The sequence below is a fragment of the Streptosporangium album genome (assembly GCF_014203795.1).
GTDB classification, from domain to species: Bacteria; Actinomycetota; Actinomycetes; order Streptosporangiales; family Streptosporangiaceae; genus Streptosporangium; species Streptosporangium album.
Window position 1 is genome coordinate 625,401 of record NZ_JACHJU010000003.1, and the last position, 22,568, is coordinate 647,968.

Genomic DNA, 22,568 nt, shown 5'->3' on the forward strand with positions numbered 1-22,568 from the left:
ACGCGGGACAGTCCGCTTCACCCCCGGCCCGAAGGCCGCAGCACTACGGACGAAACCGGGTAGACCCGTTTCACCCGCCGGACCTGGCGGGAGGCCGCCACCAGTTCCAGGATCGTCTTCACCGAACCGGTCGCGACGATATGCGTGGCGTACCAGCCGGAGAGCAGGTGGCCGGGCAGCTCACCCCGGTCGTCGACCTCCTTGTAGAGGTACGTTTTCCTGCCCACGACATAGTATTTCTCGTCCACCACCACGACGCGGCTGCCCGTGGCGGTCGGGGCTTTGCTCATCCGCATGTCGAAGTCGGTCCGGATCCGGTCCGGGCCGGTTCCATGATGGACGATGCGGCCGCTCGCCTCCAGGTAGATGTCACTCTGGGTGTACCCACCGGCGTAGGAGAACGTCGCCTCAGGTGAGATCGCCAGGGAGGCGTCGATCGCGGACACCAGCTCCACGGGCGTGCTCGGAGCAGGCAGCGGCGCCTCGGGGTCGGTCGCGGGCCGAGAGGGCGAAACGTTATCGGGCTTGAAGTCACGGTGGATCACACCGGCCCGATGGATCGCCGCGAGGGCGGTGATCGTGCCGATCGCCAGCCGGTGCAGCACCGCGCCATGGCGTGGACCGTGCGATTCGACCACCTGCTGCAGGGACGGCCCGTCGATGTACTCGCTGACGATGTACGGCGGGACGGCCTCCAGGTCCGCGTCGAGAATCCTGACCGTGCAGAACTCCGCCACCTGGCGGGCGGCGGCCAGCTCCCGGGCGAAGGAAGGGCCGTCCGCCAGGCGTCCGTGCACCACCTTGACCGCGACCCGGTCACCGGCCTCCGTCTCCGCCAGGTAGACCACGCCCTGGCCGCCCTCCCCCAGACGGCCGACGATGCGGTATCCCCCGATCCGCTCGGGGTCCCCCTGCCGTAACGGATCCACATCGCCTCGCAGCCCTTTTGATCATTTCCGGGAAGCCTAGCGAAGGACATTTCTTCAGGGAATACACCGGCAACGCACCCCTTGGGCCGCGGTCGGCTCCGGGGTTCCGTACGGCTCCCACACCGTGTGCAGAACCCCGGAGCTACATCGTCACGGGTCGAGATCGGCCGCACCGCGCTCGGCGAAGACCCGCATCGCCTTGGCGGTGATCGGGCCGGGCGCGGCCGGCAGCACGGTCTGGTCGACCGCACGGATCGGCTGGATGTCGCGGGTGGTGGAGGTCAGGAACGCCTCCTCCGCCTCGTAGAGGGCCGACAGCGGGACATCCTCCTCGGAGGCGCCGCACCACTCCAGCGTCAGCGCCCGGGTGACCCCGGCCAGGCAGCCGGAGGACAGCGTGGGGGTGAGCAGACGGCCGTCCCGCACGATGAAGATGTTGCTGCCGGTGCCCTCGCAGAGGTTTCCGGCGAGGTTCTCGAAGATCGCCTCGCCGCCGCCCCTGGCCTTGGCGTAGAAGAGGGCCTTGGCGTTGTCGCCGTAGGAGGTGCTCTTCACCCCGGCGAGCGCGCCGCGCTCGTTGCGCGGCCAGGGCACGACGGTGACGTCCGCGGTGGCCGGGAACGGCTTCTGCTCGTCGACGATCACCACGGCGGTGCAGCCCTGGTCTCCGCGGTCGGAGCCGAGCGGGCCGGGGCCGCTGGTGTAGGTGACGCGGATCCGGCCGAGCTGCCACGGGGGCGCCTCGGCCAGGCAGGCGTGGATGCCCGCGGCGATCGCGTCGACGTCCGGTTCGGGCAGATCCATACGCTGGGCCGAGAGCCGGAGCCGGTCGAGATGGCGGGTGAGCGCGAACGAGGCGCCGTTCACGCATTTGATGGTCTCGAAGACGCCGTCTCCGACCATCAGCCCATGGTCGAACACCGAGACGGTGGCCTGCTCCGGGGTGATGAGTTCCCCGTTAACCCATACGGGCACGTTCATGTGACTCCTCCTGAACCTGCTGAACCTGACGTGGAAGCGAGCGCGACGAGCCGGGAGGCCTTCAACTCGGTCTCGCGCCACTCGCGTTCCGGATCGCTGCCCCAGGTTATGCCCGCACCCGTGCCGAAGCGGATCTCGCCGGATGAGAGCCAGAACGTCCGGATGCCCACAGCCAGCGACGCTCGGCGCCGGTCTGCGTCGACCCAGCCCACGGTTCCACAGTACGGCCCGCGCGGCTCGGGTTCGAGTTCATTGATGATGCGCAGAGCAGAAGATTTCGGGGCGCCGGTCACCGAGCCGGGAGGAAAGGTCGCCGAGAACAGATCCGGCCAGCCGAATTCCGGTGCGAGCCGGGCACGGACCGTGGAGACCAGATGCACCAGGCCGGGATGCTCCTCCACGGCGCACAGCGCGGGCACGCTCACCGAGCCGACGGCGGCGACCCGGCCCAGGTCGTTGCGGACCAGGTCGACGATCATCACGTTCTCCGCGTAGTCCTTCTCCAGCAGGTCCCGCTCGGTCACCCCGGTCCCCTTGATCGGCCTGGACTCGATCACGTCGCCCTCCCTGGCCAGGTAGAGCTCGGGCGAGGCCGACACCACGCTCATACCGGGCAAGCTCACCGTGGCGGCGTAGGGGGCCGGGTTGCCCTCGGCCAGCCGTACGGCCAGCGCCAGCGGGTCCGCCTCCCCGGGCAGCGGCGCGGTGAGCACCCGGCACAGGTTGGCCTGGTAGACCTCGCCCCGTTCGATGTAAGCGCGGATGCGGCGCACACCGTCCTCGTAGGCGGCCCGGTCCAGCGAGCTGCGCCATGACGACGGGTGCGGCCCGCGCCAGGGGCCGCGGGGCACCGGCAGCGGCGCGGGCCGGACCTCGTCGAACCGCGCGCAGGTGACCTTGCCCTCGTAGTCGACCACGACGGCCCACCAGCCCTCGCCGTCGAGCGCGGCCAGGTCGGTGGTGACGTCGCGGAGCCGGGTGGCCAGACGCCCCCCTGCATGCGCAAATGAGTCGTCCACTCCGCTATTGTCCCGCCGCCTCGGACAGCAGGCGCACCAGCGTGCGGGCAGCGGGCAACGGAGAGCCGGGCAGCGCGGCCGAGACGGCCCGGCGCGGGGCCAGGTCGCCGAGAGAGCGGAGCACCAGATCGGGCGGCACGGCGTGCGCGGCGAGGGTGGGCACCAGCGTGATGCCGAGCCCGGCCGCGACGAACCCGAACTTGCCCGTCCACTCGGCGATCCTGACCGTGGTCCGCGGCGTGAACCCGGCACGGGCGCAGACCGCCTGGAGCATGGTCGCCGGTCCGGGCGGTGGCGCCTCGATCCAGGCCTCCTCCCGCAGCTCGCGCAGGTCGACGATCTCCTGTCCGGCCAGCCGGTGGTCGCGGGGCAGCGCGACCAGCAACTCGTCCTCCAGCAGCGGGATGATCTCCACTCCCTCGTCGTACGGCAGTCCGGCCGGGTAGTCGCTGACCACCGCGACGTCCAGGACGCCCTCGCGCATCCGGCGCAGCAGGCCACCGCTGGGCGCCTCGACCGGGGTGAGCTCGACCTCGGGGAACTCCCGCCGGAAGGCCCGCAGAGCGCCGGGAACCAGTGAGACGTTGGCGGTGGCGAACGCCCCGACGCGCAGGCGCCCGAGATAGCCGCCGTGGATGCCGGCCAGGTCCTCCTCCGCTCTGGCCAGCCGGTTCAGCACGACCCGTGCGTGCTGATGGAGCGTCTCACCTGCCGGCGTCAGCCGTACTCCTCTCGGAAGCCGGTCGAACAGCGGGCCGCCCGCCTGCTGTTCGAGGGAGGCGATGCGCCGGGAGACAGCGGACTGGGTGTAGTTGAGCTGGGCCGCGGCCCCGGTGAAGGAGCCGGTGCGGGCCACCGCGTCCAGCAGACGGAGCGCGTCGGTGTCGAACACATTCCTCCCATACATGGCTTATATGCAATCTAGTCGCTGGTGGAATGTCGTGTCCTCTCCTAGCGTGGATCACATGATTTCCTTCCTTGGTCTGGGACACATGGGTGTCCTCATGGCCCGGCGACTCGTGGAGGCCGGGCACAAGGTGACGGTGTGGAACCGCACCCCGCGCACGGTCGAGGGCGCCTTCAGCGCGGCGTCCCCCGCCGAGGCCGTGGCGGAGGCGGAACTGGTCATCACCATGCTCAGCGACCCCGCCGTGGTGAAGCGGGTGCTCGCCGACGCGGCGCCCGGTCTGCGGCCGGGGGCGCTGGTCGTGGAGATGTCGACGATCGGGCCCGAGGCGGTGGCCGAGCTACGCGACCGGCTCCCCTCGCAGGTGGGGCTGGTGGACGCACCGGTGCTGGGCAGCGTCCAGCCCGCGCGGGACGGCACGCTGACGGTCCTGGCCGGTGGCCTTCCGGAGGATCTGGCGCGCTGCCGGGAGGTGCTGGAGGTGTTGGGACAGGTCCGGCAGGTGGGCGGGCCGGGCTCGGGAGCCGCGATGAAGCTGGCGGTGATGAGCGCCCTGGTGCCCGCCCAGGTGCTGATCGCCGAGACCCTGGCGTACGGCGAGGCGACCGGTGTGGACAGGGCCGCGCTGCTGGACGTGCTCGGCGGCACCCCGCTGGGGACGCTCGTCGAGCGGGTCCGCCCGGCCGTCGAGAACGGGCCGCCCGAGACGCGCTACGCCCTCAGTCTGGCGGCCAAGGATCTGGTGCTGGCGTCGCACGCGACGCAGACGCTCGCGGCGGCGGCCAGGGACAGGCTTCTGGACGCGGCGTCCGCCGGGCTGGGCGGCGAGGATCTGACGGCCGTCTTCGGACACGTGGGCGCGGCCCGCCGCACGGGCGTGGAGAAGCTGAACCCTGCCTCGGTCCCGGCGACCAACGGCTACTACTCCCATGCGACCAGGGCCGGGGACCTGTTGTTCGTCTCCGGGCAGGTGGCGCTGGACGCCGACGGGCAGGTGGTCGGCGAGGGGGACATGACGCGCCAGTCGGAGTACGTGATGGAGATGCTGGCGCGCGTCCTCGCCGACCAGGGGTGCACGTTCGACGACGTGACCCACATCCGGACGCATCTCACCGACATGTCGCTGCTGCCGGAGTACGGGGCCGTCCGGCGGCGTCACATCACCGGCGAGCCTCCGGCCAGCACGACCGTGGAGGTGTCACGGCTGTTCCAGCCGGGGCTGCTGATCGAGGTGGAGGTGATCGCCGCTATCCCAGCGGCCCGGTGACCGACTCGGCGGCGGCGACGATCACATCGTCGGCGACGAGCCGGACCACCGCCTCGATCTCCGGGGCGAGGAAACGGTCGGGGCCGGGGCCGGGGACCGCCTGACGCAGGGAGGCGACCACGGCCGCGGTCGCGGGGGCCGGCCGGTGCGGCGCCCGCAGGTCGAGCGCCCGCGCCGCGGTGAGGATCTCCACCGCGAGCACCCGGGTGAGGCCGTCCACCGAGCGGCGTAGCTTGCGGGCGGCCGACCAGCCCATCGAGACGTGGTCCTCCTGCATGGCGGAGCTCGGGATGGAGTCCACGCTCGCGGGCACGGCCAGACGCTTGAGCTCGGAGACGATCGCGGCCTGGGTGTACTGGGCGATCATGTGCCCGGAGTCCACGCCGGGGTCGTCGGCGAGGAAGGCGGGCAGGCCGTGGCTGCGGGCCACGTCGAGCATGCGGTCGGTACGGCGCTCGGAGATGCTCGCCACGTCCGCGACCGCGATGGCCAGGAAGTCGAGCACGTAGCCGACGGGGGCGCCGTGGAAGTTGCCGTTGGACTCCACGCGGCCGTCGGCGAGGACCACCGGGTTGTCGATCGCGGAGGCGAGTTCCCGCGCGGCGACCGTGGCGGCGTGCGCGAGGGTGTCGCGGGCGGCCCCGGCGACCTGCGGGGCGCAGCGCAGCGAGTAGGCGTCCTGGACCCGGGTGCAGGTGCCGTCCCGGTGGGAGTCCATGATCTGCGAGCCCGCCAGGAGGGCGCGGAGGTTGGCGGCGCTGGCGGCCTGGCCCGGGTGCGGGCGCAGGGCCTGCAGGTCGGCGGCGAAGACGCGGTCGGTGCCGAGCAGCGCCTCCACGCTCATCGCCGCGCTGATGTCGGCCGTCCTGAACAGGCGGCAGAGATCGTCCATGGCCAGGATCAGCATGCCGAGCATGCCGTCGGTGCCGTTGATGAGCGCGAGGCCCTCCTTGGCGGCGAGCTCGACGGGCTCGATGCCGGCCCGCTTCAGCGCCTCGGCGGCGTCCACGCGCTCTCCGGAGGCGTCGCGGACGACGCCCTCTCCCATGATCGTGAGAGCGACGTGGGAGAGCGGCGCGAGGTCGCCGGAGCAGCCGAGGCTGCCGTACTCGTGCACCACGGGGGTGATCCGGGCGTTGAGCATGTCCTGGAGGACTTTCGCGGTCTTCGGGCGCACGCCGGTGTGGCCGGTCGCCAGGGTGTGCAGGCGCAGCAGCATCAGTGCCCGGGTGACCTCGGTCTCCACCTCGGGACCGGAGCCGGCGGCGTGCGAGCGGACCAGGGAGCGCTGGAGCTGGGCGCGGAGCGAGGGGTCGATGTGCCGGGTGGCCAGGGCCCCGAACCCGGTCGACACCCCGTAGGCGGGGGTGGGGCTCTCGGCGAGCTCGTCCACGCGGGTGCGGGCCGCGGCCATGGCCGCCACCGCGTCGTCGGTGAGACGTACTGGGGCGCCGTGCCGGGCGACCTTGACGACATCCTCGAAGCTCAGCGGCTCCGGCCCGATGTTCACGACCTCGTTGTCGCGCATGGTGTCACTCTCTCGCACTAGGTAACTGGCGTATGTGATGTTAGCCCCTTACAGGCAGAGATCGCCGCCATGCCTGCCCTGCCCGGTTCGGTGACCTCCAGCAGCCGTCGCGCCGTGCCGCGGCGATACCAGCCCCGGTCGAGAAGAGCGCTGGTCAGCGCGGCGCCGAGGGCTCCGCCCAGGTGCGAGCGGCGCTCGGTCCAGTCCAGGCACGCGGGGGCGAACCTTCGCCGCGCGCCTCTGACGGTGTCCACGTTCACCCCGAGCTCCTCCAGACCGGCCTCCCCGGCGGGGGTCACCTCGAAGGCGTCCTGCCCGACCAGGTATCCGGCCGAGAGGAGCGCGGTGAGCAGGTCCACGCCCGCCCGTCCAGCGAGGTGGTCGTAACAGGTGCGGGCCTCCCGCAGCTGCCGCGCCTGGCGGGACTGGCGCAGGGACCGTACCGCCGGGCGCCTGCCGAGTCCGGCCAGGGCCTCCAGCACCTCCGCCACCTCCGGGCCCGCGAGCCGGTAGTAGCGGTGCCGGCCCGCGGCCGTGACGGTCACCATCCCGCCGTCCAGGAGCCTGGCCAGATGGGCGCTGGCGGTGGCCGGGCTCACCCCGGCCAGCCTGGCCAGCTCCCCCGCGGCCAGCGCGCGGCCGTCCAGCAGGACGGTCAGCATGGCGGCCCGGGTCGGATCTGCGATGAGCCCCGCGACGGGGGCGATGCCGGCATCGGCGGCGATGTATTCGGCAACCATGCTTCGACGCTAGCCCAAATATCCTTCGCCGAGGATCGAAGCATGTCGAACACCCCCCTGTCCGGCGAATGGCACGGCCGGATGGTGACCCTGGACGCCGACCGGTCCCGCTTCACCGAACTCGACCTCTCCGAGGCGCGAGCCCGCTGGACCCGTCTCGGCCAGTCCTACGTGCACCGCTACGCGGTGGCCGGCCCCGAGACGTGGGACCTCCCCCGGGAGCCGAACTGGACCCTGCGGCAGATCGCCGAGCACGTGGCCGGGATCGACTGGTACGCCGAGCAGGTCGGGACGCTCCGGTTTGGGGAGTCGGCGAGTATTCGCTAGAGTTCTAGGCGTGAGGCCGGGCCGAGCCCGGAAGCACGCGCGGAAGTGGCTCAGTGGTAGAGCATCACCTTGCCAAGGTGAGGGTCGCGGGTTCGAATCCCGTCTTCCGCTCGAAGGGCCCCCAGAGCCCTCACTCCGGTGGAGTGGCCGAGAGGCGAGGCAACGGCCTGCAAAGCCGTGTACACGGGTTCAAATCCCGTCTCCACCTCTCGTGTTCGGCAAGGACGATTAGCTCAGCGGGAGAGCGCTTCCCTGACACGGAAGAGGTCACAGGTTCAATCCCTGTATCGTCCACCACCGCTCATGTTCGTCCGCACAGACCGGGCCGGCTCCGTCGGCGGACGGGAGCAGGGCTCAAGGAGCTACGGCCGGCCGGATTCGATCCGGAGGCAGCCGTGCCGATCATGGGTCGGCCGACCGGAGTGATCTGCCGATCGGCCGGGTACGGAAGTGTGCGGGAGCGGGATCCGGATCCGCCGTCCTGAGCGCGCCCCGGATCCGGGGCAGCGGCTCCCACGACCATGGGCGTCATGCCGGGTCTTCCGTGGCGGCGCCATCTCGGGTCCGCGAGCAAGGGAATTCCATGACCGAACACATCTCGGCTCCGGGGGATCTGGGGCGCCGGATCATGTATCACCGTAAGTCCCTCGGCATGACCAGGGAGCAGCTGGCCGAACGGGCCAGGATCGATCCCGGCTACCTCGGCTACCTGGAGGAGAGCGCCGCCTCCCCGGGCGCGAGCACCGTCAACCAGCTCGCCGCGGCCCTGGGCACCAGCAGCGAGGAACTGCTCGGCGGCACCGTGGACATGCCCCAGGAGCGCGGTCCCGCGGGTGCGCAGCCGTGGCTGGAGAAGCTGGACGCCGACGAGTGCATGCGGCTGATCTCTCCGGGTGGAGTGGGGCGGGTGGGCTTCACCGACCCCGCCGGGCCGGTGGTGCTACCGGTCAACTACGTGATCCACCATGGGGCGGTGCTGCTGCGCACGGCCTTCGGAGGACCGCTTGACGAGAATCTGCGCACCGGCGTCAGAGGGGTCGAGTTCAAGATCGCCTTTGAGGTCGACCACACCGACGATCCCAACAGGCAGGGCTGGAGCGTGCTCGTCCGGGGCGCCGCCCACCACCTCTCCGAGGAGGAGCGGGCGGTGGCGGCGAGCGCGGACGTCGAGCCGTGGGCGGGTGGTGAACGGGAGCTCTCCATCCGCATCGCCCCCGCCGAGATCACCGGCCGCCGCATTCACCACAGCCCGGAATAGTCCTCAACCGGTCTCAGTGGCGGTGCGTGGCGTCCGCGTGGCCGGGGTCGGCCGGGTGCTCGAAGCCGGGCCGCAGGCGGACCAGATCCGCGTGACGACGTTCCAGCCACAGCGCGAACACCCGGTCGGCCGCGACCTCGGTCAGCTCCTCCGCGATCGGCCCCCTGGCCCTCTCGTACGGCTCGCCGGGGAACAGGTCGCCGTTGCGGTCGTAGTAGGCGCGGATCTCCTCCTCCGGCACGCGCACCTCCATGGTCACCGCCTGCCGTACGACCCCGGCCAGGGGTGTCGCCGCGAGCACGGCGGCGGCGACACCGCCCGTCCTGAGCGCGGCGGGCAGGGTCAGGCGGCCCGCGGGCCCCACGGTGGGCGCCGTGAGTCCGCGCAGGGCGGCCTCACCCTCGATCAGCGCCTCGGCGACCAGCATCTGGACCAGCCAGCGGCGCAGGTTGCGCCCCTCGGCGCTCCACGGCCGGGGCAGCAGAGCGGCGAGCGGCCCGGCCCGCAGCGCCGCCTCCCGCGTGTCCACCTCGGCCACCGTGATGGCCCGCTCACCGACGTGCGCGGCGACGGCCGGTCCGTGGCCTGCGGAGCCGCCGGTCACGGCAGCACCTCGATCTCGACCGTCTCGGTGTAGTGCAGCCATCCCGCGCAGGCCACCTTGACCACCGCCCACCACCGTCCGGGCCGGGTCCCCCGCGGCACCCGCACGGCAAAGCGCAGGTCGGCCACTCCCCGCGCGGGCACGGTGGTCCCGGTGTTCCACTCGGGGAACAGCTCGAACGTCTGCCAGGGGCTGATCAGCTGCGCCTGCGCCGACACCTCCGTCCGGGCGGAGGAGCCGAGCCGTACTTCCACCAGGCCCGATCCACCGGGTGCGAGCCGTACCGAGGGCGTCCGCAGTGTGACGTCCAGGCCCACCTCGTGGACGCCGCCCACGTGCACCCGGGTCACGTCCTCGAAGACCTGCCCTCCGTGAGAGGTGCGGGCGCGCAGCCAGTACGCCCCGGGCTCCGCTCCCGCCGGGACCTCCAGTGCCACCGGGACCTCGATGTGGCCACCGGGCGCGAGCACGTAGGGGTGCTCGGAGGGATCACAGCTCCAGCCCTCCGGCGGGATGAGGGTGAGAAGGCCGGAGACCTCCTGCCGGGTGAGACTGGAGGCGACGGTCACGGCCAGTCCGGCCGGGTCGGCGGTGTCGGTCCGCGACAGGTGGACCGACACCGGCAGGTTACCGGTCGGGGCGGGGCCGGTGTTGTGGAGCCAGTAACGCGTGTGAACGGGCTGGTGCGGCTCGGCGGCGGCTTCGGCGCCGATCGGCTCGGGCGTCCCGGCGGTGAGGGTGACGATCTCCATGCCGGTGAGCGGCACCGCCTGGAGGTCCACCGGGGCGAGGGGCCGTTCCAGCAGATCCGACCGCCGGGCGTCGCGCAGCGGAAGGGCGGTGCGCAGGCGGGCGGTCACCGGATGGCCGGTCGCCTCGTACAGCCGGACGGTGACGCCGTCGGACGCCGCCGGGTCCTGGCCCGAGGCGAGCGGGTTGCCCGCCACCTTGAGCGCGGCGAGCACGACCTGCCCGGCGGGCTCCACCTCCAGCAGGGACCCGGACGGCCGTCCCCCGTGCCGGGGAGACGCGAGCGCGACCAGGGGATGGTTGACGTCGTGGCCGCGCGCCACCAGTCCGGCCTGCCGCCAGTCACCCGGTGAGGTCACCAGCGAGTAGTCGAAGGAGTGGCTCCAGTGCTGCACCTGGAAGTTCGATCCGTCCGGTGCGGTACGGCGGGGCGGGTCGATCCAGACGCCCGAGGGCCAGCCGGTGCACGAGCGCATCAGCGACAGGTGCAGGGAGCCGCCCGCGTCGACCGCGAAACCGGGGATGCCCCGGTTGATCAGCCCGATGGTGTAGTCGTCCAGGTCCGGCTCGGTGAGCGCGGTCAGCGCCGGCGGCTGGATCATCTCGACGACCGCGTCCTCCAGGTCGGCCGCGAGCTCCCGCGCCGCCCCCTCCCCCGCCACGACGAGGACGGGCAGCGACCGGGGCCCCGTCAGATCCGCGCCCGGCACCCACACCTTCTCCAGCGGTTCGGCCGCGGGTACCCAGATCCGGGCGCGGCCGGTCTCCGCGAGCCCGGTACGGAGCAGCTCGGTGTAGCGCGCGTCGGCGGCGGCGAGGACCGCCGCGACGAACGGGTTGTCCTCCGGCGCGCCGAGGGCGATGCGCACGTCCGGCAGGTTGGAGTCCACGGCGAGGTCACCGTAGCGGGGACCTGGGCCGGTCGAGCAGGTCGAGGTCACCCCCTTGCGGACCAGCGCGACGGCCAGCTCCCGCAGCTCCACGTCCGCGGTGGCGGCGGCCGGCTCTCGGGGTGCGGTGCCCGCGTCGCCGGCGGCGGACTCGCCTGTCCGGCTCCCGGACCCGGGGGCGATGATCTCGGCGATGCCGATCGCCCGCGCTCCGAACCGGGCACCGTCTCCGTCGCGGAAGACGACACGGGCGGTGGACGACAGGGCGAACCAGGTGCCGGCGGGGTTGTCGAGGGTCCAGGGATGTTCGGCCGTGTCCACGTCGATGAGCCCGAATCCCCTGCCCACCACGGCGGCGGCGACCTCGCTCACCGGCAGCGCGCCGGGGACCGCTGCGGGCCAGCGCACCCGCACGAGCTGGTCGGTGCCGTCGAACTCGTCGATGTGCGTGGTGCAGTCGATCCGGTCCAGGCCCCGCCACAGGGTGAGCTGCTGGGTGTGGGAGACGGGTCCCACCCGGCCGGTCACCGTGATCCGCTCGCCGAGCGCGCAGGTCTCCACCGTGATCGACGTGGCCGGCTGTGCCGCCGAGCCCGTGACGGTCCCTCTGGGGATCAGATGCCACGGCCCCTCGTGGAAATCCGGGTGAGCCGGATACTCGTCATAGACGAGCAGCTCGTTGCCGACCCGGCCGGGTTGCAGCAGCTCCCGGCCGCCCGCCACGTCGGCCAACCGGGACACGCAGCCGCCCCTGGCGGGGTCCACCTCGATGTGGTGCGTGCCGTTGGTGATGCCCAGCCCTTCCTTCGCCGTCCAGCCGGGCACCGGCTCGGCGGTCGGCTGGACGTGGAGCGTCAGGTGTCCCAGGGCCGGCACGGCCCGCGCCACGGTCACCAGGTCCACGGACCTGAGGCTGCCGTCGTCGTGATGCTCGGGGTGTTCCAGCAGCACGGGTGCCCCGTCCGCGAGCCGCACTCCGTGAAAGCCGGGATCCGGCAGTTCCAGTCGCAGGCGGACCAGGTCGGTCCGCTCCCAGGAGGAGGGGTTCCAGACCACGACCGCCCCGCCTTCGCCGCGGGTGTCGGTCCCGGCGTTCAGCGTGCGCAGCGAGGCGTCCAGCACGCGGGCCCCGATGTCGTACGCCTCTCGCCAGCCGGTGAGCAGGTCGAGGTAGACCTGGTCGGACTCCGAGCCGGTGATGGCGTCGTGGTGCGCGCCGTACACCAGCTGCCGCCACGCCTTGTCCAGGGCGGCGTGCGGGTAGCGGGCACCGGTGGCGACGGCGGCGAGCGTGGCGAACTTCTCGGCGTCGACAAGCAGGTTCTCCGCGTACCGCTGGGCCTGTTTGGTGTCGATGAAGGAGACGTCCTTGCCGGTGTAGATCGGGTTCATGTCCCGGGTCTGCGGCGAGGGGGCGGCGAGCTCGGCGCGGACCGCGGCGAAGAACTCCTTCGGCAGGGCGCAGACGAACCTCGGCCACAGGTATCGGCTGTTCCAGTCACGGTGGATCTCGGTGACCCACTTGTTGGGCGGGGTGTAGTCGGTGCCCACGGGCAGCAGCAGGTTGCGGGTCGCGGCGACCTTCTTGAGCAGCAGGAACAGCTCGTACACGGCGGCCTCGGCACCCGCGAGGTCGGCGGCCTGGTCCATCCACCAGCCCGCGCTGTAGTGGGCGGGCATGTAGTGGGTGAGCACGCCCTTGCCCGACGGCGACAGCCACTCGAACTCGGCGGGGAACTGCATCGTGGACGGGTCGCCCCAGCCGTGCAGCTCCCGGTCGCGCCCGGTCAGCATCGGCCCCCACTGGTGGTACGGCCCGCGCGCCCAGGAGCTGGAGGTCAGGCCCGCCTCGGCGATGAGCCCGGGGAACTGCGGGTCGTGCCCGAAGACGTCGAGCTGCCAGGCGGTCGCCGGGTCGCCGCCCATGACGTCGCGCTGGAAGCCGATGCCGTGGACGAGGTTGCGGATCGTCGACTCGGCGCCGGTGAGGTTGGTGCTGGGCTCGTTGTAGGTGCCGCCCATCAGCTCGACCCGGCCCTCCTTCATGAGCCGGCGCAGGTGGGCCCGGTCGCGGGGGTGGGCGTCCCAGTAGGGCTTGAGGTAGTCGACCTCGGCCAGCACGAACCTGTAGTCGGGATCGCGGCGCGCGGTGTCCAGGTGGGCGCGCATCAGGTCGAAGCCGGCCTGCTGGTAGTCGCCGCGGAAGCGCTGGGCCACCTCGCCCGAGGCGTCCCAGGTGGCGGTGTAGGCCGCCTGGGTGTTCCACCACACCGGGTCGTAGTGGAAGTGCGGCACCATCCACACCGTCCAGCCGGGCTCGGCGACCGTCAGCTCGCCGTCGGCGAGGGCCTCGCCCGCGGTGACCCGGATCGGGATCCGCGTGCCGGGTGCGGCGTCCACGGCCACGCCCACCTCGGCGGGCCTGGCTCCGGTACGGCTCGCGCCGGCGACGCCCGGGCCGGTCACCCGGACCTCGACCTCACCGGGCGGACCGTCGAGATGCACCCGGACCACCTGCCCGGACGCCACGAAGAGTTCGGTGGACTCGATGCTGGAGATGCGCAAGGTCAACCCTTCACTGAGCCGGCGAAGCTGAACGAACCGGCGAGATACTTGCTCACGGCGACGTAGAGGAACACCGCCGGCGCGGTGTAGATGATCGAGAAAGCCGCGAGCCGGCCGTAGGCCACCTGGCCGTACTGGGAGAAGAAGGTGTAGATGGTCACCGCCGCCGGCTGCTTGTCCGGCGCGTCCAGCAGGACGAACGGGGCGAAGAAGTTTCCCCACTGGCCGACGAAGACGAAGATGGCGACGACCGCGACGCCGGGGGCCATCAGCGGGCCGACGACCCGCGTCAGCGACTGGAACCAGCCTGCGCCGTCCACCCAGGCCGCCTCCTCCAGGCTGACCGGCACCCCGTCCATGAAGTTCTTCATCATCCAGATGGCGAACGGCAGCGAGCTGGCCGCGAGGAAGAGAACCATGGCCGGGAGCGACCCGTAGAGGTTGAAGCGGAAGAACATGGAGTAGACCGGCACCATGATCGCGGTGACCGGCAGCCCGGTGGTGAACAGCAGCGTCAGCAGGAAGTGCCGTTTGAACCGCAGGCGGTAGCGGGAGAGCGGGTAGGCGGCCAGCCCGGCGACGACGACCGTGATGACCGCGGTGCTCCCCGAGATGACGACGGAGTTGATGACCGGGAGGTAGACGGTCTCCCAGTTCAGCACGGCGTCGAAGTTCCGGAACGAGAACTCGAAGGTGGGCGTGGCCGACAGGTTCGACTCGGGCTGCACCGAGGAGAGCAGCACCCACAGGAACGGGCCGAGGAACGCCAGCGTGATCACCGCGAGGGAGCCCAGCGCGGCGCCACGGGCGGCAATCCGCGTCATCGGTCCTCCACCTTGATCAGCCGGAGGTAGAACAGGGAGAACAGCGCGCCGATGACCAGCATCACCAGGGCCATCGCGCTGCCGTACCCGATCTCGAAGTAGCGGAAGGCCTGCTCGTACATGTACAGCGGCGTGGTCTGGCTGGCCGTGCCCGGGCCGCCGCCGGTGAGCGCGTAGATCAGGCCGAAACTCGCCAGGGTCTGGAGCGTGATGAGCATCAGGTTGGACATGATCGAGCGCCGGATCAGCGGCAGGGTGACGTGCCGCAGCCGGGCCCACAGGCCCGCGCCGTCCACCGAGGCGGCCTCCAGCAGCTCGCCGGGGACGTCCGACAGCGCCGCCGAGTAGACCAGCATGGAGAAGGCGGTGCCACGCCAGACGTTGGCCAGGATGACCGCGACCATCGGCGCGGTGAACAGCCACTCCTGGGAGATGCCGAGCACCCTGTTGAGGGTGCCCTCCTCGGCGAGGAAGGAGTACCAGCAGGCGGCGGCGACCACCTCGGGCACCACCCAGGCGGCGATGACGACGCCGTTGACCACCGCCCTGGTCACTCGGCCACGGCCCCGCTGGAGCAGCGCGATCAGCAGGCCGAGGATGTTCTGCCCGATCACCGCCGATCCGATGACGAAGAGGAAGGTGAGCACGAACGAGTTGACGAAGTCGTCGTCGGCGAACATCCGGGTGAAGTTGTCCAGCCCGACGAAGCGCGAGTTCACCGAGGCGCTGCCGGTCAGCGTCTCGTTGGTGAAGGCGATGTAGAAGGTCCACAGGATGGGCCCTGCCAGGAAGACCGCCAGCAGGACCAGCGCCGGCCCCATCGGCAGCAGCCAGCGCAGGGTCCGCCGGGGGTCACGGCGCGGCTCCCCCGGCGGGGGGGAGCCGGCCACCCGGGCGGGAGCCGCCGCCGTGACGGTCATGGGGCAGTGACGATCTTGTCGGCGCCGCCGACCACGCCCGGCAGTGCCTCGGCGTACCTCTTTGCGGCCTCCTCCGGCGTCCTGGACCCGCTCGTCATCGCCTCCATCGCCTCCTGGACCTCGGCCGAGACCTTCGGATACTCCTCGAAGGCCGGGCGGTAGTGGGTCACCGAGGCCAGGTCGGTCCAGAACTTGACGGCCGGGTTGCCTGCGGAGTACTTCGGATCGGCGGCGACGTCCTTGCGGACGGCCAGGTCACCCGTGCCCACCGAGTAGGCCATCGAGTTCTCCTTGTTGGTGGCCACGGTGATGAAGTCGAACGCCTCCTGCTTGTTGGGCGCGTAGGAGCTCATCGCCATGACCCAGCCACCGGACATGCTGACCGCTCCAGGCTCCTGGCCGTTCTGGGTGGGCATCGGGGTCCAGCCGATCTTCTCGGTCCACTGCGGCCACGGCGTCGGGTCGGTCTCCTTCCAGGACGCGGAGGTCCAGGCGCCGTCGAGGCTGATGCCGAGCTTGCCCGCGGGGAACCACTCGTCGGTCGCCAGGCCGGCGAGCTTGGGGTTCTGCGCGTCGGCCTGCCGGGGGCCGAGTTCCTCGCGGTAGATGGTGTTGATGAAGGCCAGCGAGTCGGTGAATGCCTTGCCCGCGGTCACCCACTTCTTCTGGGCCTCGTCGTAGAGGGTGCCGCCGGGCGCGCCGTACAGCAGCATCTCGAAGCCCTGCATCGTGGCCGCCTCGCCGTGCACCTTCGTGGAGTACATGCTGAAGGGGATGGCGTCAGGCACCTTCTGCTTGATGGTCCGGGCCGCGGTGAGCACGTCGGCCCAGGTTTCGGGCTCCCACGGCACGGGCAGCCCGGCTTTGGCGAAGACGTCCTTGTGGTACCAGAGACCGCGGGTGTCGGTGCTGATCGGGACGCCGTAGATCTTGCCGTCGCCGGCCTTGGCCGCCTGCTTCACCGAGTCGGGGAACTGGCTGGTCCAGTCGGGCCACTTGCTCAGATAGTCGTCGAGCGGGGCGAGCTTGCCCGCGGCGACGTCGGCGTTGACCTGGAAGGTGTCGTGGTAGTAGACGTCGGGTGCCGACTCCGCCGACCGGTTGAGCAGGGCCAGTTTGGTGTAGTACACCTCGCTGTTGCCCTGGACCGGGGTCAGCTTGATCGTCACGTCCTTGTGCGCGGCCTCGTACTGCGCCTTGGCGGCGCGCAGGGACTTCTCCAGATACGGCCAGGTGGGCTCGACCTTGTAGAGGACCTCGATCTCCTTCCGACCCGCCTGGCCTTCACCCGGCTCCGCCGCGCCGTCACCGCACGCCGACAGCGTGGCGGCGACCGCGAGCGCCACCATCGAGGACACCATCGCTCGTCTCATCGGGGGCTCCATTCTGACCACGAGGTCAGCGTCCCGGGACCCCTGGATCCCGCGCCGAAGCGTGGTCCTCGGCCGTGTTTCAGCCGTGTTTCGTTGGGTGACGCGAACCTAAATCTTTTTGATTTACTAAGTCAACGCTCTGTGCGATATTGCCGAGGAGTCGCACTGAACCTCGGGAGCACGGCATGCAGATGGGCACGAACCTGCCGAAAGTCGGCAGTTACAACCGTGCCGTCGTGCTGGAGGCGATCCAGGTCTCCGACGGGATCAGCCGCGTCCAGATCGCCGCCCTCAGCGGGCTCACCGCCCAGACCGTCTCGGTGATCGTGCGAAGGCTGCTGGAGGAGGGACTGGTCGTCGAGGACGGCTCGCTGCCCTCCAGCGGAGGCAAGCCGCGCACCATCCTGCGGGTCGCACCGGCCGCCGGTCACGCGCTCGGCATCCACTTCGACCCCCGCGAGATCTCCTACGTGCTCTGCGACCTCGCGGGACAGCCGGTGGCCAGGCTGCACCGCGCGCTCCGCCCCGGGCTGGAGCCGGACGCGGTGATCCGCCAGATGGCCCGTACGGCACGGCGGATGCTCCGCGACGCGGGCGTGCCCGACGACCGGGTCCTCGGCATCGGCCTGGCCTGCCCCGGGCCGCTGGACGCCGAGGGGGTGATGGACTTCCCGCCGCGCCTGATCGGCTGGGACCACGTGCCGATCAAACGCCTGCTGGAGCAGCACACCGGTTTCCCGGTGACCTGCGACAACGACGCCACCGCCGCGGCGATCGGTGAACGCTGGGCCGGCCTGGCCCGGGCCACCCCCAGCTTCGTCTATCTCTACCTGGGCACCGGCATCGGTGGCGGCCTGTTCCTCGACAACCAGATCTACCGGGGCCGGTCCTCCAACGCCGCCGAGTTCGGGCACATCACGGTCGTGCCGGACGGCCCGGAGTGCTACTGCGGCAACCGGGGCTGCGTCGAGGCGGTCTGCTGCCCCGGCGCGATCGTCGAGACGGTCCGGGCCCGGCTGTCGGCGGGCGTCGAGAGCTCGCTGTCCTCCCGGCGTGCCGACCATCAGGCGATCTGTGCCGCCGCGGCGGCGGGCGACCCGCTGGCCGCGGAGGTCATCGGCGAGGTCGCGGCCCGGCTGGCCGACGCGGCGGTGAGCATCGTCAACATGCTGGACTTCGACATGCTGGTGCTCGGCGGCCCCGCGCTGCACGAGATCGGGGGGACCTACCGGGACATGATCGCCGAGGCGGTCGCCACCCGCGCCCTGGCCCGCCGGCTGCACACCGTGCGGGTCGAGATCTCCCCCATCGCCGCCGATGCCGCCGCGATCGGCGCGGCCTCCCTCGTCTTCCACGCCACTTACGCCCCCCGGCTCGACGCTCTCCTCAACGATTAGGGACCCCTGTCACACGCGCTCGCCGCCGCGACCGGGTCGCCCCCTCGCGGCCCCGCGCCGGGTAGCGGGATCGGCGAGCCCGGCCTGCCGGGGAATCAGAGCAGCAGTTCCCGGCGGATCTCCCTCATGGCCTGCTCGTGAGCCCAGCGGGGATCCCTGCCGGGCAGCCCGAGCAGCACGTCGCTCGCGAGGCTGTCCATGATCCGGCACATCCGCGTGGCGTACTCCTCCGGATCGCCCAGCGGCCGGAACAGCCCCTCCCCCACTCCCCTGACCACGAGGCCGGCCAGCTCCCGCACCCAGGTGCCGGTGAATCCGGCGATCCGCAGGAGCGTCTCCTCGTCCTGCGGCGGCCGGGCGATGACCTGGGCCCACAACCGCCAGCGGACGTCGTCCGGTCCGCCGGGGAGGTACAGCTCCGCCAGCCGGGCGATCGCCTCGCGCGGGTCGGCGACGGCGGCGAGCTCGGCCGTCCGGCGCTCGGCCAGCTCGTCCTCGCTGAGCAGCAGCGTCGAGACGATGATCCGGTCGCGCTTGCCGAAGTAGTACATGACATGACCGCTGCTCATGCCCGCCCGTTCGGCGATGTCCCGCACCCGCAGCCGCTCCGGCCCCACCTCGTCGATCGCCAGCAGTGCCGCTCGCAGCACGTGTGCTCGCACGTCGGGGCGTTCCAGCCGCGCAGTCATGGGATATACCGTACAGGTTTAGAATCCCGATCTAACTTTGAAGGCAGTTCTAAAAAGGGGGCGGCTGTGCGGCTGACACCTGCCGAACGCGACCGGCTGCTGCTGTTCACGGCGGCCGGGCTGGCGCGTGCCAGGAAGGCGAGAGGTCTGCGGCTGAACGTGCCGGAGGCCACCGCGCTGATCGCGGACACGGTCTGCGAGGCCGCACGCGACGGAGCCCGGCTGGCCGAGGCGATCGAGGCGGGGCGGAGCGCGCTGGGCCCGGACGACGTGCTGCCCGGGGTGGCCGACGTCGTCACCGAGGTGATGGTCGAGGCGGTCTTCGACGACGGCACCCGGCTGGCCGTGGTCACCGACCCGATCGGCGGCTCCCTGGGCACCGAGGCGCCCGGCGCCGTGATCGAGGCGGACGGACCCGGCCCGGGACACCCCGGAGACGGCGCCGTCGCCACCCACGCGGGCGCCACGACCCGCGCCGGCACCCCGGCCCACTCCGACGACGGACCCGGCGCGGCGAGCGGCTCGGTCCCCGCCGGCGACGTCACGGAGGTGGAGGTGACCAACACGGCGACGGTGCCGATCAGCGTCACCTCGCACTTCCACTTCTTCGAGGTGAATCCCCGGCTGAGGTTCGACCGGGCGGCCGCCTACGGGCGCCGGCTGGCCGTCCCCGCGGGGTCGACCGTGCGGTTCGATCCGGGCGAGAGCCGTGCCGTCAGGTTGGTCCCGATCGGCGGCGCGCGGGTGGCGATCGGATTCGCCGGGCTGGTGGACGGGCCGCTGGACGCGCCGGGCGCGTTCGAGCGGGCCATGGACAAGGCGCGGGCCTGCGGATACCTGGGCAGCGAGCGACCGGGGCCGGCCGCGGACACCGGACGGCGGGCAGAGGGAGACGACAGGTGAGCGTGTACGGCCCGCGCAAGGGTGACCGGGTCAGGCTCGGCGACTCCGGCCTGGTGGTCGAGGTCGAGCACGACTCGCAGAAACCCGGGGAGGAGTTCCTCGCCGGATTCGGCAAGACCGCGCGTGACGGCCTGCATCTGAAGGCCGCCTCGATCAGGGACACCTGCGACCTGGTGATCGGCAACGTGCTGATCCTGGACCCGATCCTGGGTGTGCGGACCGCGTCCATCGGCGTCCGGGAGGGGCGGATCCACGCCGTCGGCCGGGCCGGGAACCCCGACACCCTGGACGGGGTGGACGTGGTGGTCGGCACCGGGACCACGATCGTGTCCGGCGAGGGGCTGATCGCCACCGCGGGGGCGGTCGACACCCATGTCCACCTGCTCAGCCCGCGCATCATGGAGGCGTCCCTCGCCTCCGGCGTCACCACGATCATCGGCCAGGAGTTCGGACCGGTCTGGGGCGTCGGGGTCAACTCGCCGTGGGCGCTGCGGCACGCGTTCAACGCCTTCGACGCCTGGCCGGTGAACATCGGGTTCCTGGCGCGCGGCTCGTCGTCGCATGAGGCCCCGCTGGTGGAGGCGCTGGTCGAGGGCGGCGCGAGCGGCTTCAAGGTGCACGAGGACATGGGGGCGCACACCCGGGCGCTGGACACCGCGCTACGGGTCGCCGAGGAGCACGACGTGCAGGTGGCCCTGCACACCGACGGCCTCAACGAGTGCCTGTCGGTGGAGGACACCCTCGCCGTGCTCGGAGGCCGGACGATCCACGCCTTCCACATCGAGGGCTGCGGCGGCGGCCACGTGCCGGACGTGCTCAAGCTGGCCGGGGTGGCCAACGTCATCGGCTCCTCGACCAACCCCACGCTGCCCTTCGGCCGGGACGCGGTCGCCGAGCACCACGGGATGATCGTCTCGGTGCACGGACTCCGGCCGGAGCTACCCGGGGACGCCGCGCTGGCCAGGGACCGGATCCGGGCGGGCACCATGGGCGCCGAGGACGTGCTGCACGACCTCGGGGTGATCGGCATCACCTCCTCCGACGCGCAGGGCATGGGCCGGGCGGGTGAGACGGTCCGCCGGACGTTCGCCATGGCCGGGAAGATGAAGGGCGAGCGGGGCGCGCCGGAGCGCAACGACAACGACCGGGTGCTGCGCTACCTGGCCAAGCTGACGATCAACCCGGCCGTCGCGCACGGCCTCTCCCACGAGGTCGGGTCGCTGGAGCCGGGCAAGCTGGCCGACATCGTGCTGTGGCGGCCGGACCACTTCGGAGCCAAGCCGCAGCTCGTGCTGAAGGCCGGGTTCCCCGCCTACGGCGTGACCGGAGATCCGAACGCCTCCACCGACACCTGCGAGCCGCTGGTGCTGGGGCCCCAGTTCGGCGCGTACGGCGCGACCGCCGCGGACCTGTCGGTGGCCTTCGTCAGCGGGGCGGCGGCAGACGCGGCGAACGACCATATGACGACCCGCCGCCGCCGCGTCGGCGTGCGAGGGACCCGCGGCATCGGCCCCGCGGACCTGATCCTCAACTCCCGGCTCGGCTCCGTCCAGGTGGACCCGTCCGGCCAGGTCACCCTTGACGGCGACCCGGTCCGCTCGGCCCCCGCCGACTCGGTCTCGCTCAGCCGCCTCTACTTCCTGTGACCGCGTCCCCGAAGGAGCACCGACGTGTTCTTCATGCCGCCGGAGTGGCACCCGCACACCCGGACCTGGATGTCCTGGCCGGTCGCCGGCTACGCGCTCGCCGACGCGGAGGCCTCCTACCGCTCGTGGTCGGGCGTGGCCAACACGATCGCCCGCTATGAGCCGGTCACCATGGTGGTCGACCCCGGCGAGCGGGAGTCGGCCGCCCGGTGGCTGGACCCCGGGATCGAGGTGATGGAGCAGCCGCTGGACGACTCCTGGATGCGCGACAACGGCCCGACCTTCCTGGTGGACGGCGCCGGCGCGCTGGCCGGGGTGGACTGGACGTTCAACGGGTGGGGCTGGAACGCCCATGCCAAGGACGACCTGGTCGCCCGGGCCGTGCTGGAGCGGGCGGGGGCCGGAAGGTTCCGGTCGGAGATGGTCAACGAGGGCGGCGGCATCCACGTGGACGGGGAGGGCACGGTCGTCGTCACCGAGACCGTCCAGCTCGGTGAGAAGCGCAACCCCGGCTGGACCAGGGAGCGGGTCGAGGCTGAACTGCGCGCCCGGATCGGCGTGGAGAAGGTGATCTGGTTGCCGCGCGGCCTCACCGCCGACTACGGGGCGTACGGCACCAGCGGCCATGTGGACCTGCTCGCCTCCTTCGCCCGGCCGGGCCTGGTCCTCTGTCACGTCCAGCCGGACCCGGACCATCCGGACTACGAGGTCACCCGGGAGAACCTGGCGATCCTGCGGGCCTCGACCGACGCCAGGGGACGCCGGCTGGAGGTCGTCGAGCTGATCGCCCCGGAGACCCGCGAGGCCGGCGGGGAGTTGGCCGACTACTCCTATGTCAACCACTATCTGGCCAACGGTCTGGCCCTGCTCTGCTCCTTCGGCGACCCGCGTGACGCCGCGGCCGCCGAGATCTTCGCCAGGCTCTTCCCGGGACGGACCATCGAAGTGGTGGACGCCCGCCCCATCTTCGCCCTCGGTGGCGGAATTCACTGTATTACCCAGCAGCAGCCTCGCCCCTGATAGCACAACAGGAGTACGGTTACCTTGGCGT

At 71.6% G+C, this 22,568-nt stretch carries 19 protein-coding genes and 3 tRNA genes; 10 read left to right on the plus strand and 12 right to left on the minus strand.

Annotated features, from left to right (window positions below; genetic code table 11):
• Window positions 1-17 precede the first annotated feature (17 nt).
• From FHR32_RS32730 to FHR32_RS32745, 4 genes are all read right to left on the minus strand, one after another.
• Complete coding sequence (locus FHR32_RS32730; protein WP_184758364.1) at window positions 18-929, minus strand: protein kinase domain-containing protein; 912 nt, start codon at window positions 927-929, stop codon at window positions 18-20.
• 150 nt (window positions 930-1,079) lie between these two features.
• The gene (locus tag FHR32_RS32735; protein ID WP_184758365.1) at window positions 1,080-1,910 is read right to left on the minus strand and encodes an aminotransferase class IV; all 831 of its coding nucleotides are present in this window, start codon (window positions 1,908-1,910) and stop codon (window positions 1,080-1,082) included.
• Window positions 1,907-2,929 (minus strand): chorismate-binding protein, encoded by a 1,023-nt coding sequence (locus tag FHR32_RS32740; protein ID WP_184758366.1) that lies wholly within the window; start codon window positions 2,927-2,929, stop codon window positions 1,907-1,909. Before FHR32_RS32740 ends, FHR32_RS32735 begins: the two co-directional genes overlap by 4 nt.
• A gap of 4 nt (window positions 2,930-2,933) precedes the next feature.
• Complete coding sequence (locus FHR32_RS32745) at window positions 2,934-3,821, minus strand: LysR family transcriptional regulator (RefSeq protein WP_184758367.1); 888 nt, start codon at window positions 3,819-3,821, stop codon at window positions 2,934-2,936.
• A 73-nt stretch (window positions 3,822-3,894) separates the two neighbouring features.
• On the opposite strand from FHR32_RS32745, the gene FHR32_RS32750 reads away from it, so the two are divergent.
• A complete protein-coding gene (locus FHR32_RS32750) occupies window positions 3,895-5,103 on the plus strand; it encodes an NAD(P)-binding domain-containing protein (protein ID WP_184758368.1) in 1,209 nt (402 codons plus the stop codon).
• Here FHR32_RS32750 and hutH read toward each other — a convergent pair.
• Window positions 5,084-6,631, minus strand: coding sequence for a histidine ammonia-lyase (gene hutH, locus FHR32_RS32755; RefSeq protein WP_184758369.1), 1,548 nt, complete (start codon window positions 6,629-6,631; stop codon window positions 5,084-5,086). The genes FHR32_RS32750 and hutH overlap by 20 nt on opposite strands.
• Before the next feature lie 17 nt (window positions 6,632-6,648).
• A complete protein-coding gene (locus FHR32_RS32760; protein WP_221466486.1) occupies window positions 6,649-7,371 on the minus strand; it encodes an ArsR/SmtB family transcription factor in 723 nt (240 codons plus the stop codon).
• Window positions 7,372-7,413: 42 nt separating this feature from the next.
• Between FHR32_RS32760 and FHR32_RS32765 the strand changes: the two genes are divergently transcribed.
• From FHR32_RS32765 to FHR32_RS32785, 5 genes are all read left to right on the plus strand, one after another.
• Entirely contained in the window at window positions 7,414-7,698 is a 285-nt protein-coding gene (locus tag FHR32_RS32765; RefSeq protein ID WP_184758370.1) for a hypothetical protein, read from the plus strand.
• A gap of 39 nt (window positions 7,699-7,737) precedes the next feature.
• Window positions 7,738-7,809, plus strand: a tRNA-Gly gene (locus FHR32_RS32770).
• A 26-nt stretch (window positions 7,810-7,835) separates the two neighbouring features.
• A tRNA-Cys gene (locus FHR32_RS32775) sits at window positions 7,836-7,906 on the plus strand.
• Between the two features lie 14 nt (window positions 7,907-7,920).
• Window positions 7,921-7,995: transfer RNA gene (locus FHR32_RS32780), tRNA-Val, on the plus strand.
• Window positions 7,996-8,281: 286 nt separating this feature from the next.
• A complete protein-coding gene (locus FHR32_RS32785) occupies window positions 8,282-8,956 on the plus strand; it encodes a helix-turn-helix domain-containing protein (protein WP_184758371.1) in 675 nt (224 codons plus the stop codon).
• 13 nt (window positions 8,957-8,969) lie between these two features.
• On the opposite strand, the gene FHR32_RS32790 is transcribed toward FHR32_RS32785, so the two are convergent.
• Genes FHR32_RS32790 through FHR32_RS32810 form a run of 5 tightly spaced genes read right to left on the minus strand, consistent with a single transcriptional unit; the run spans window position 8,970 to window position 16,882 of the window.
• Entirely contained in the window at window positions 8,970-9,560 is a 591-nt protein-coding gene (locus tag FHR32_RS32790) for a DUF7158 domain-containing protein (protein ID WP_221466487.1), read from the minus strand.
• A complete protein-coding gene (locus FHR32_RS32795) occupies window positions 9,557-13,765 on the minus strand; it encodes a glycoside hydrolase family 38 N-terminal domain-containing protein (protein WP_221466488.1) in 4,209 nt (1,402 codons plus the stop codon). Before FHR32_RS32795 ends, FHR32_RS32790 begins: the two co-directional genes overlap by 4 nt.
• Before the next feature lie 2 nt (window positions 13,766-13,767).
• Window positions 13,768-14,589, minus strand: coding sequence for a carbohydrate ABC transporter permease (locus tag FHR32_RS32800; RefSeq protein ID WP_184758373.1), 822 nt, complete (start codon window positions 14,587-14,589; stop codon window positions 13,768-13,770).
• Complete coding sequence (locus FHR32_RS32805) at window positions 14,586-15,509, minus strand: carbohydrate ABC transporter permease (protein ID WP_184758374.1); 924 nt, start codon at window positions 15,507-15,509, stop codon at window positions 14,586-14,588. Before FHR32_RS32805 ends, FHR32_RS32800 begins: the two co-directional genes overlap by 4 nt.
• The gene (locus FHR32_RS32810; protein WP_184758375.1) at window positions 15,506-16,882 is read right to left on the minus strand and encodes an extracellular solute-binding protein; all 1,377 of its coding nucleotides are present in this window, start codon (window positions 16,880-16,882) and stop codon (window positions 15,506-15,508) included. The genes FHR32_RS32805 and FHR32_RS32810 overlap by 4 nt, the downstream gene beginning before the upstream one ends.
• A 185-nt stretch (window positions 16,883-17,067) precedes the next feature.
• On the opposite strand from FHR32_RS32810, the gene FHR32_RS32815 reads away from it, so the two are divergent.
• Window positions 17,068-18,279 carry an ROK family transcriptional regulator gene (locus FHR32_RS32815; RefSeq protein WP_184758376.1) on the plus strand — a complete coding sequence of 404 codons (1,212 nt, stop codon included), beginning with the start codon at window positions 17,068-17,070 and terminating at the stop codon, window positions 18,277-18,279.
• Window positions 18,280-18,374: 95 nt separating this feature from the next.
• On the opposite strand, the gene FHR32_RS32820 is transcribed toward FHR32_RS32815, so the two are convergent.
• Entirely contained in the window at window positions 18,375-18,968 is a 594-nt protein-coding gene (locus FHR32_RS32820; RefSeq protein WP_184758377.1) for a TetR/AcrR family transcriptional regulator, read from the minus strand.
• 66 nt (window positions 18,969-19,034) lie between these two features.
• Between FHR32_RS32820 and ureA the strand changes: the two genes are divergently transcribed.
• The 3 genes from ureA to FHR32_RS32835 are packed head-to-tail and all read left to right on the plus strand — an operon-like array spanning window position 19,035 to window position 22,537.
• Window positions 19,035-19,871, plus strand: coding sequence for an urease subunit gamma (ureA, locus tag FHR32_RS32825; protein ID WP_184758378.1), 837 nt, complete (start codon window positions 19,035-19,037; stop codon window positions 19,869-19,871).
• Entirely contained in the window at window positions 19,868-21,517 is a 1,650-nt protein-coding gene (locus tag FHR32_RS32830; RefSeq protein WP_184758379.1) for an urease subunit alpha, read from the plus strand. Before ureA ends, FHR32_RS32830 begins: the two co-directional genes overlap by 4 nt.
• A gap of 33 nt (window positions 21,518-21,550) precedes the next feature.
• Entirely contained in the window at window positions 21,551-22,537 is a 987-nt protein-coding gene (locus FHR32_RS32835) for an agmatine deiminase family protein (protein WP_184758669.1), read from the plus strand.
• Window positions 22,538-22,568: the final 31 nt, after the last annotated feature.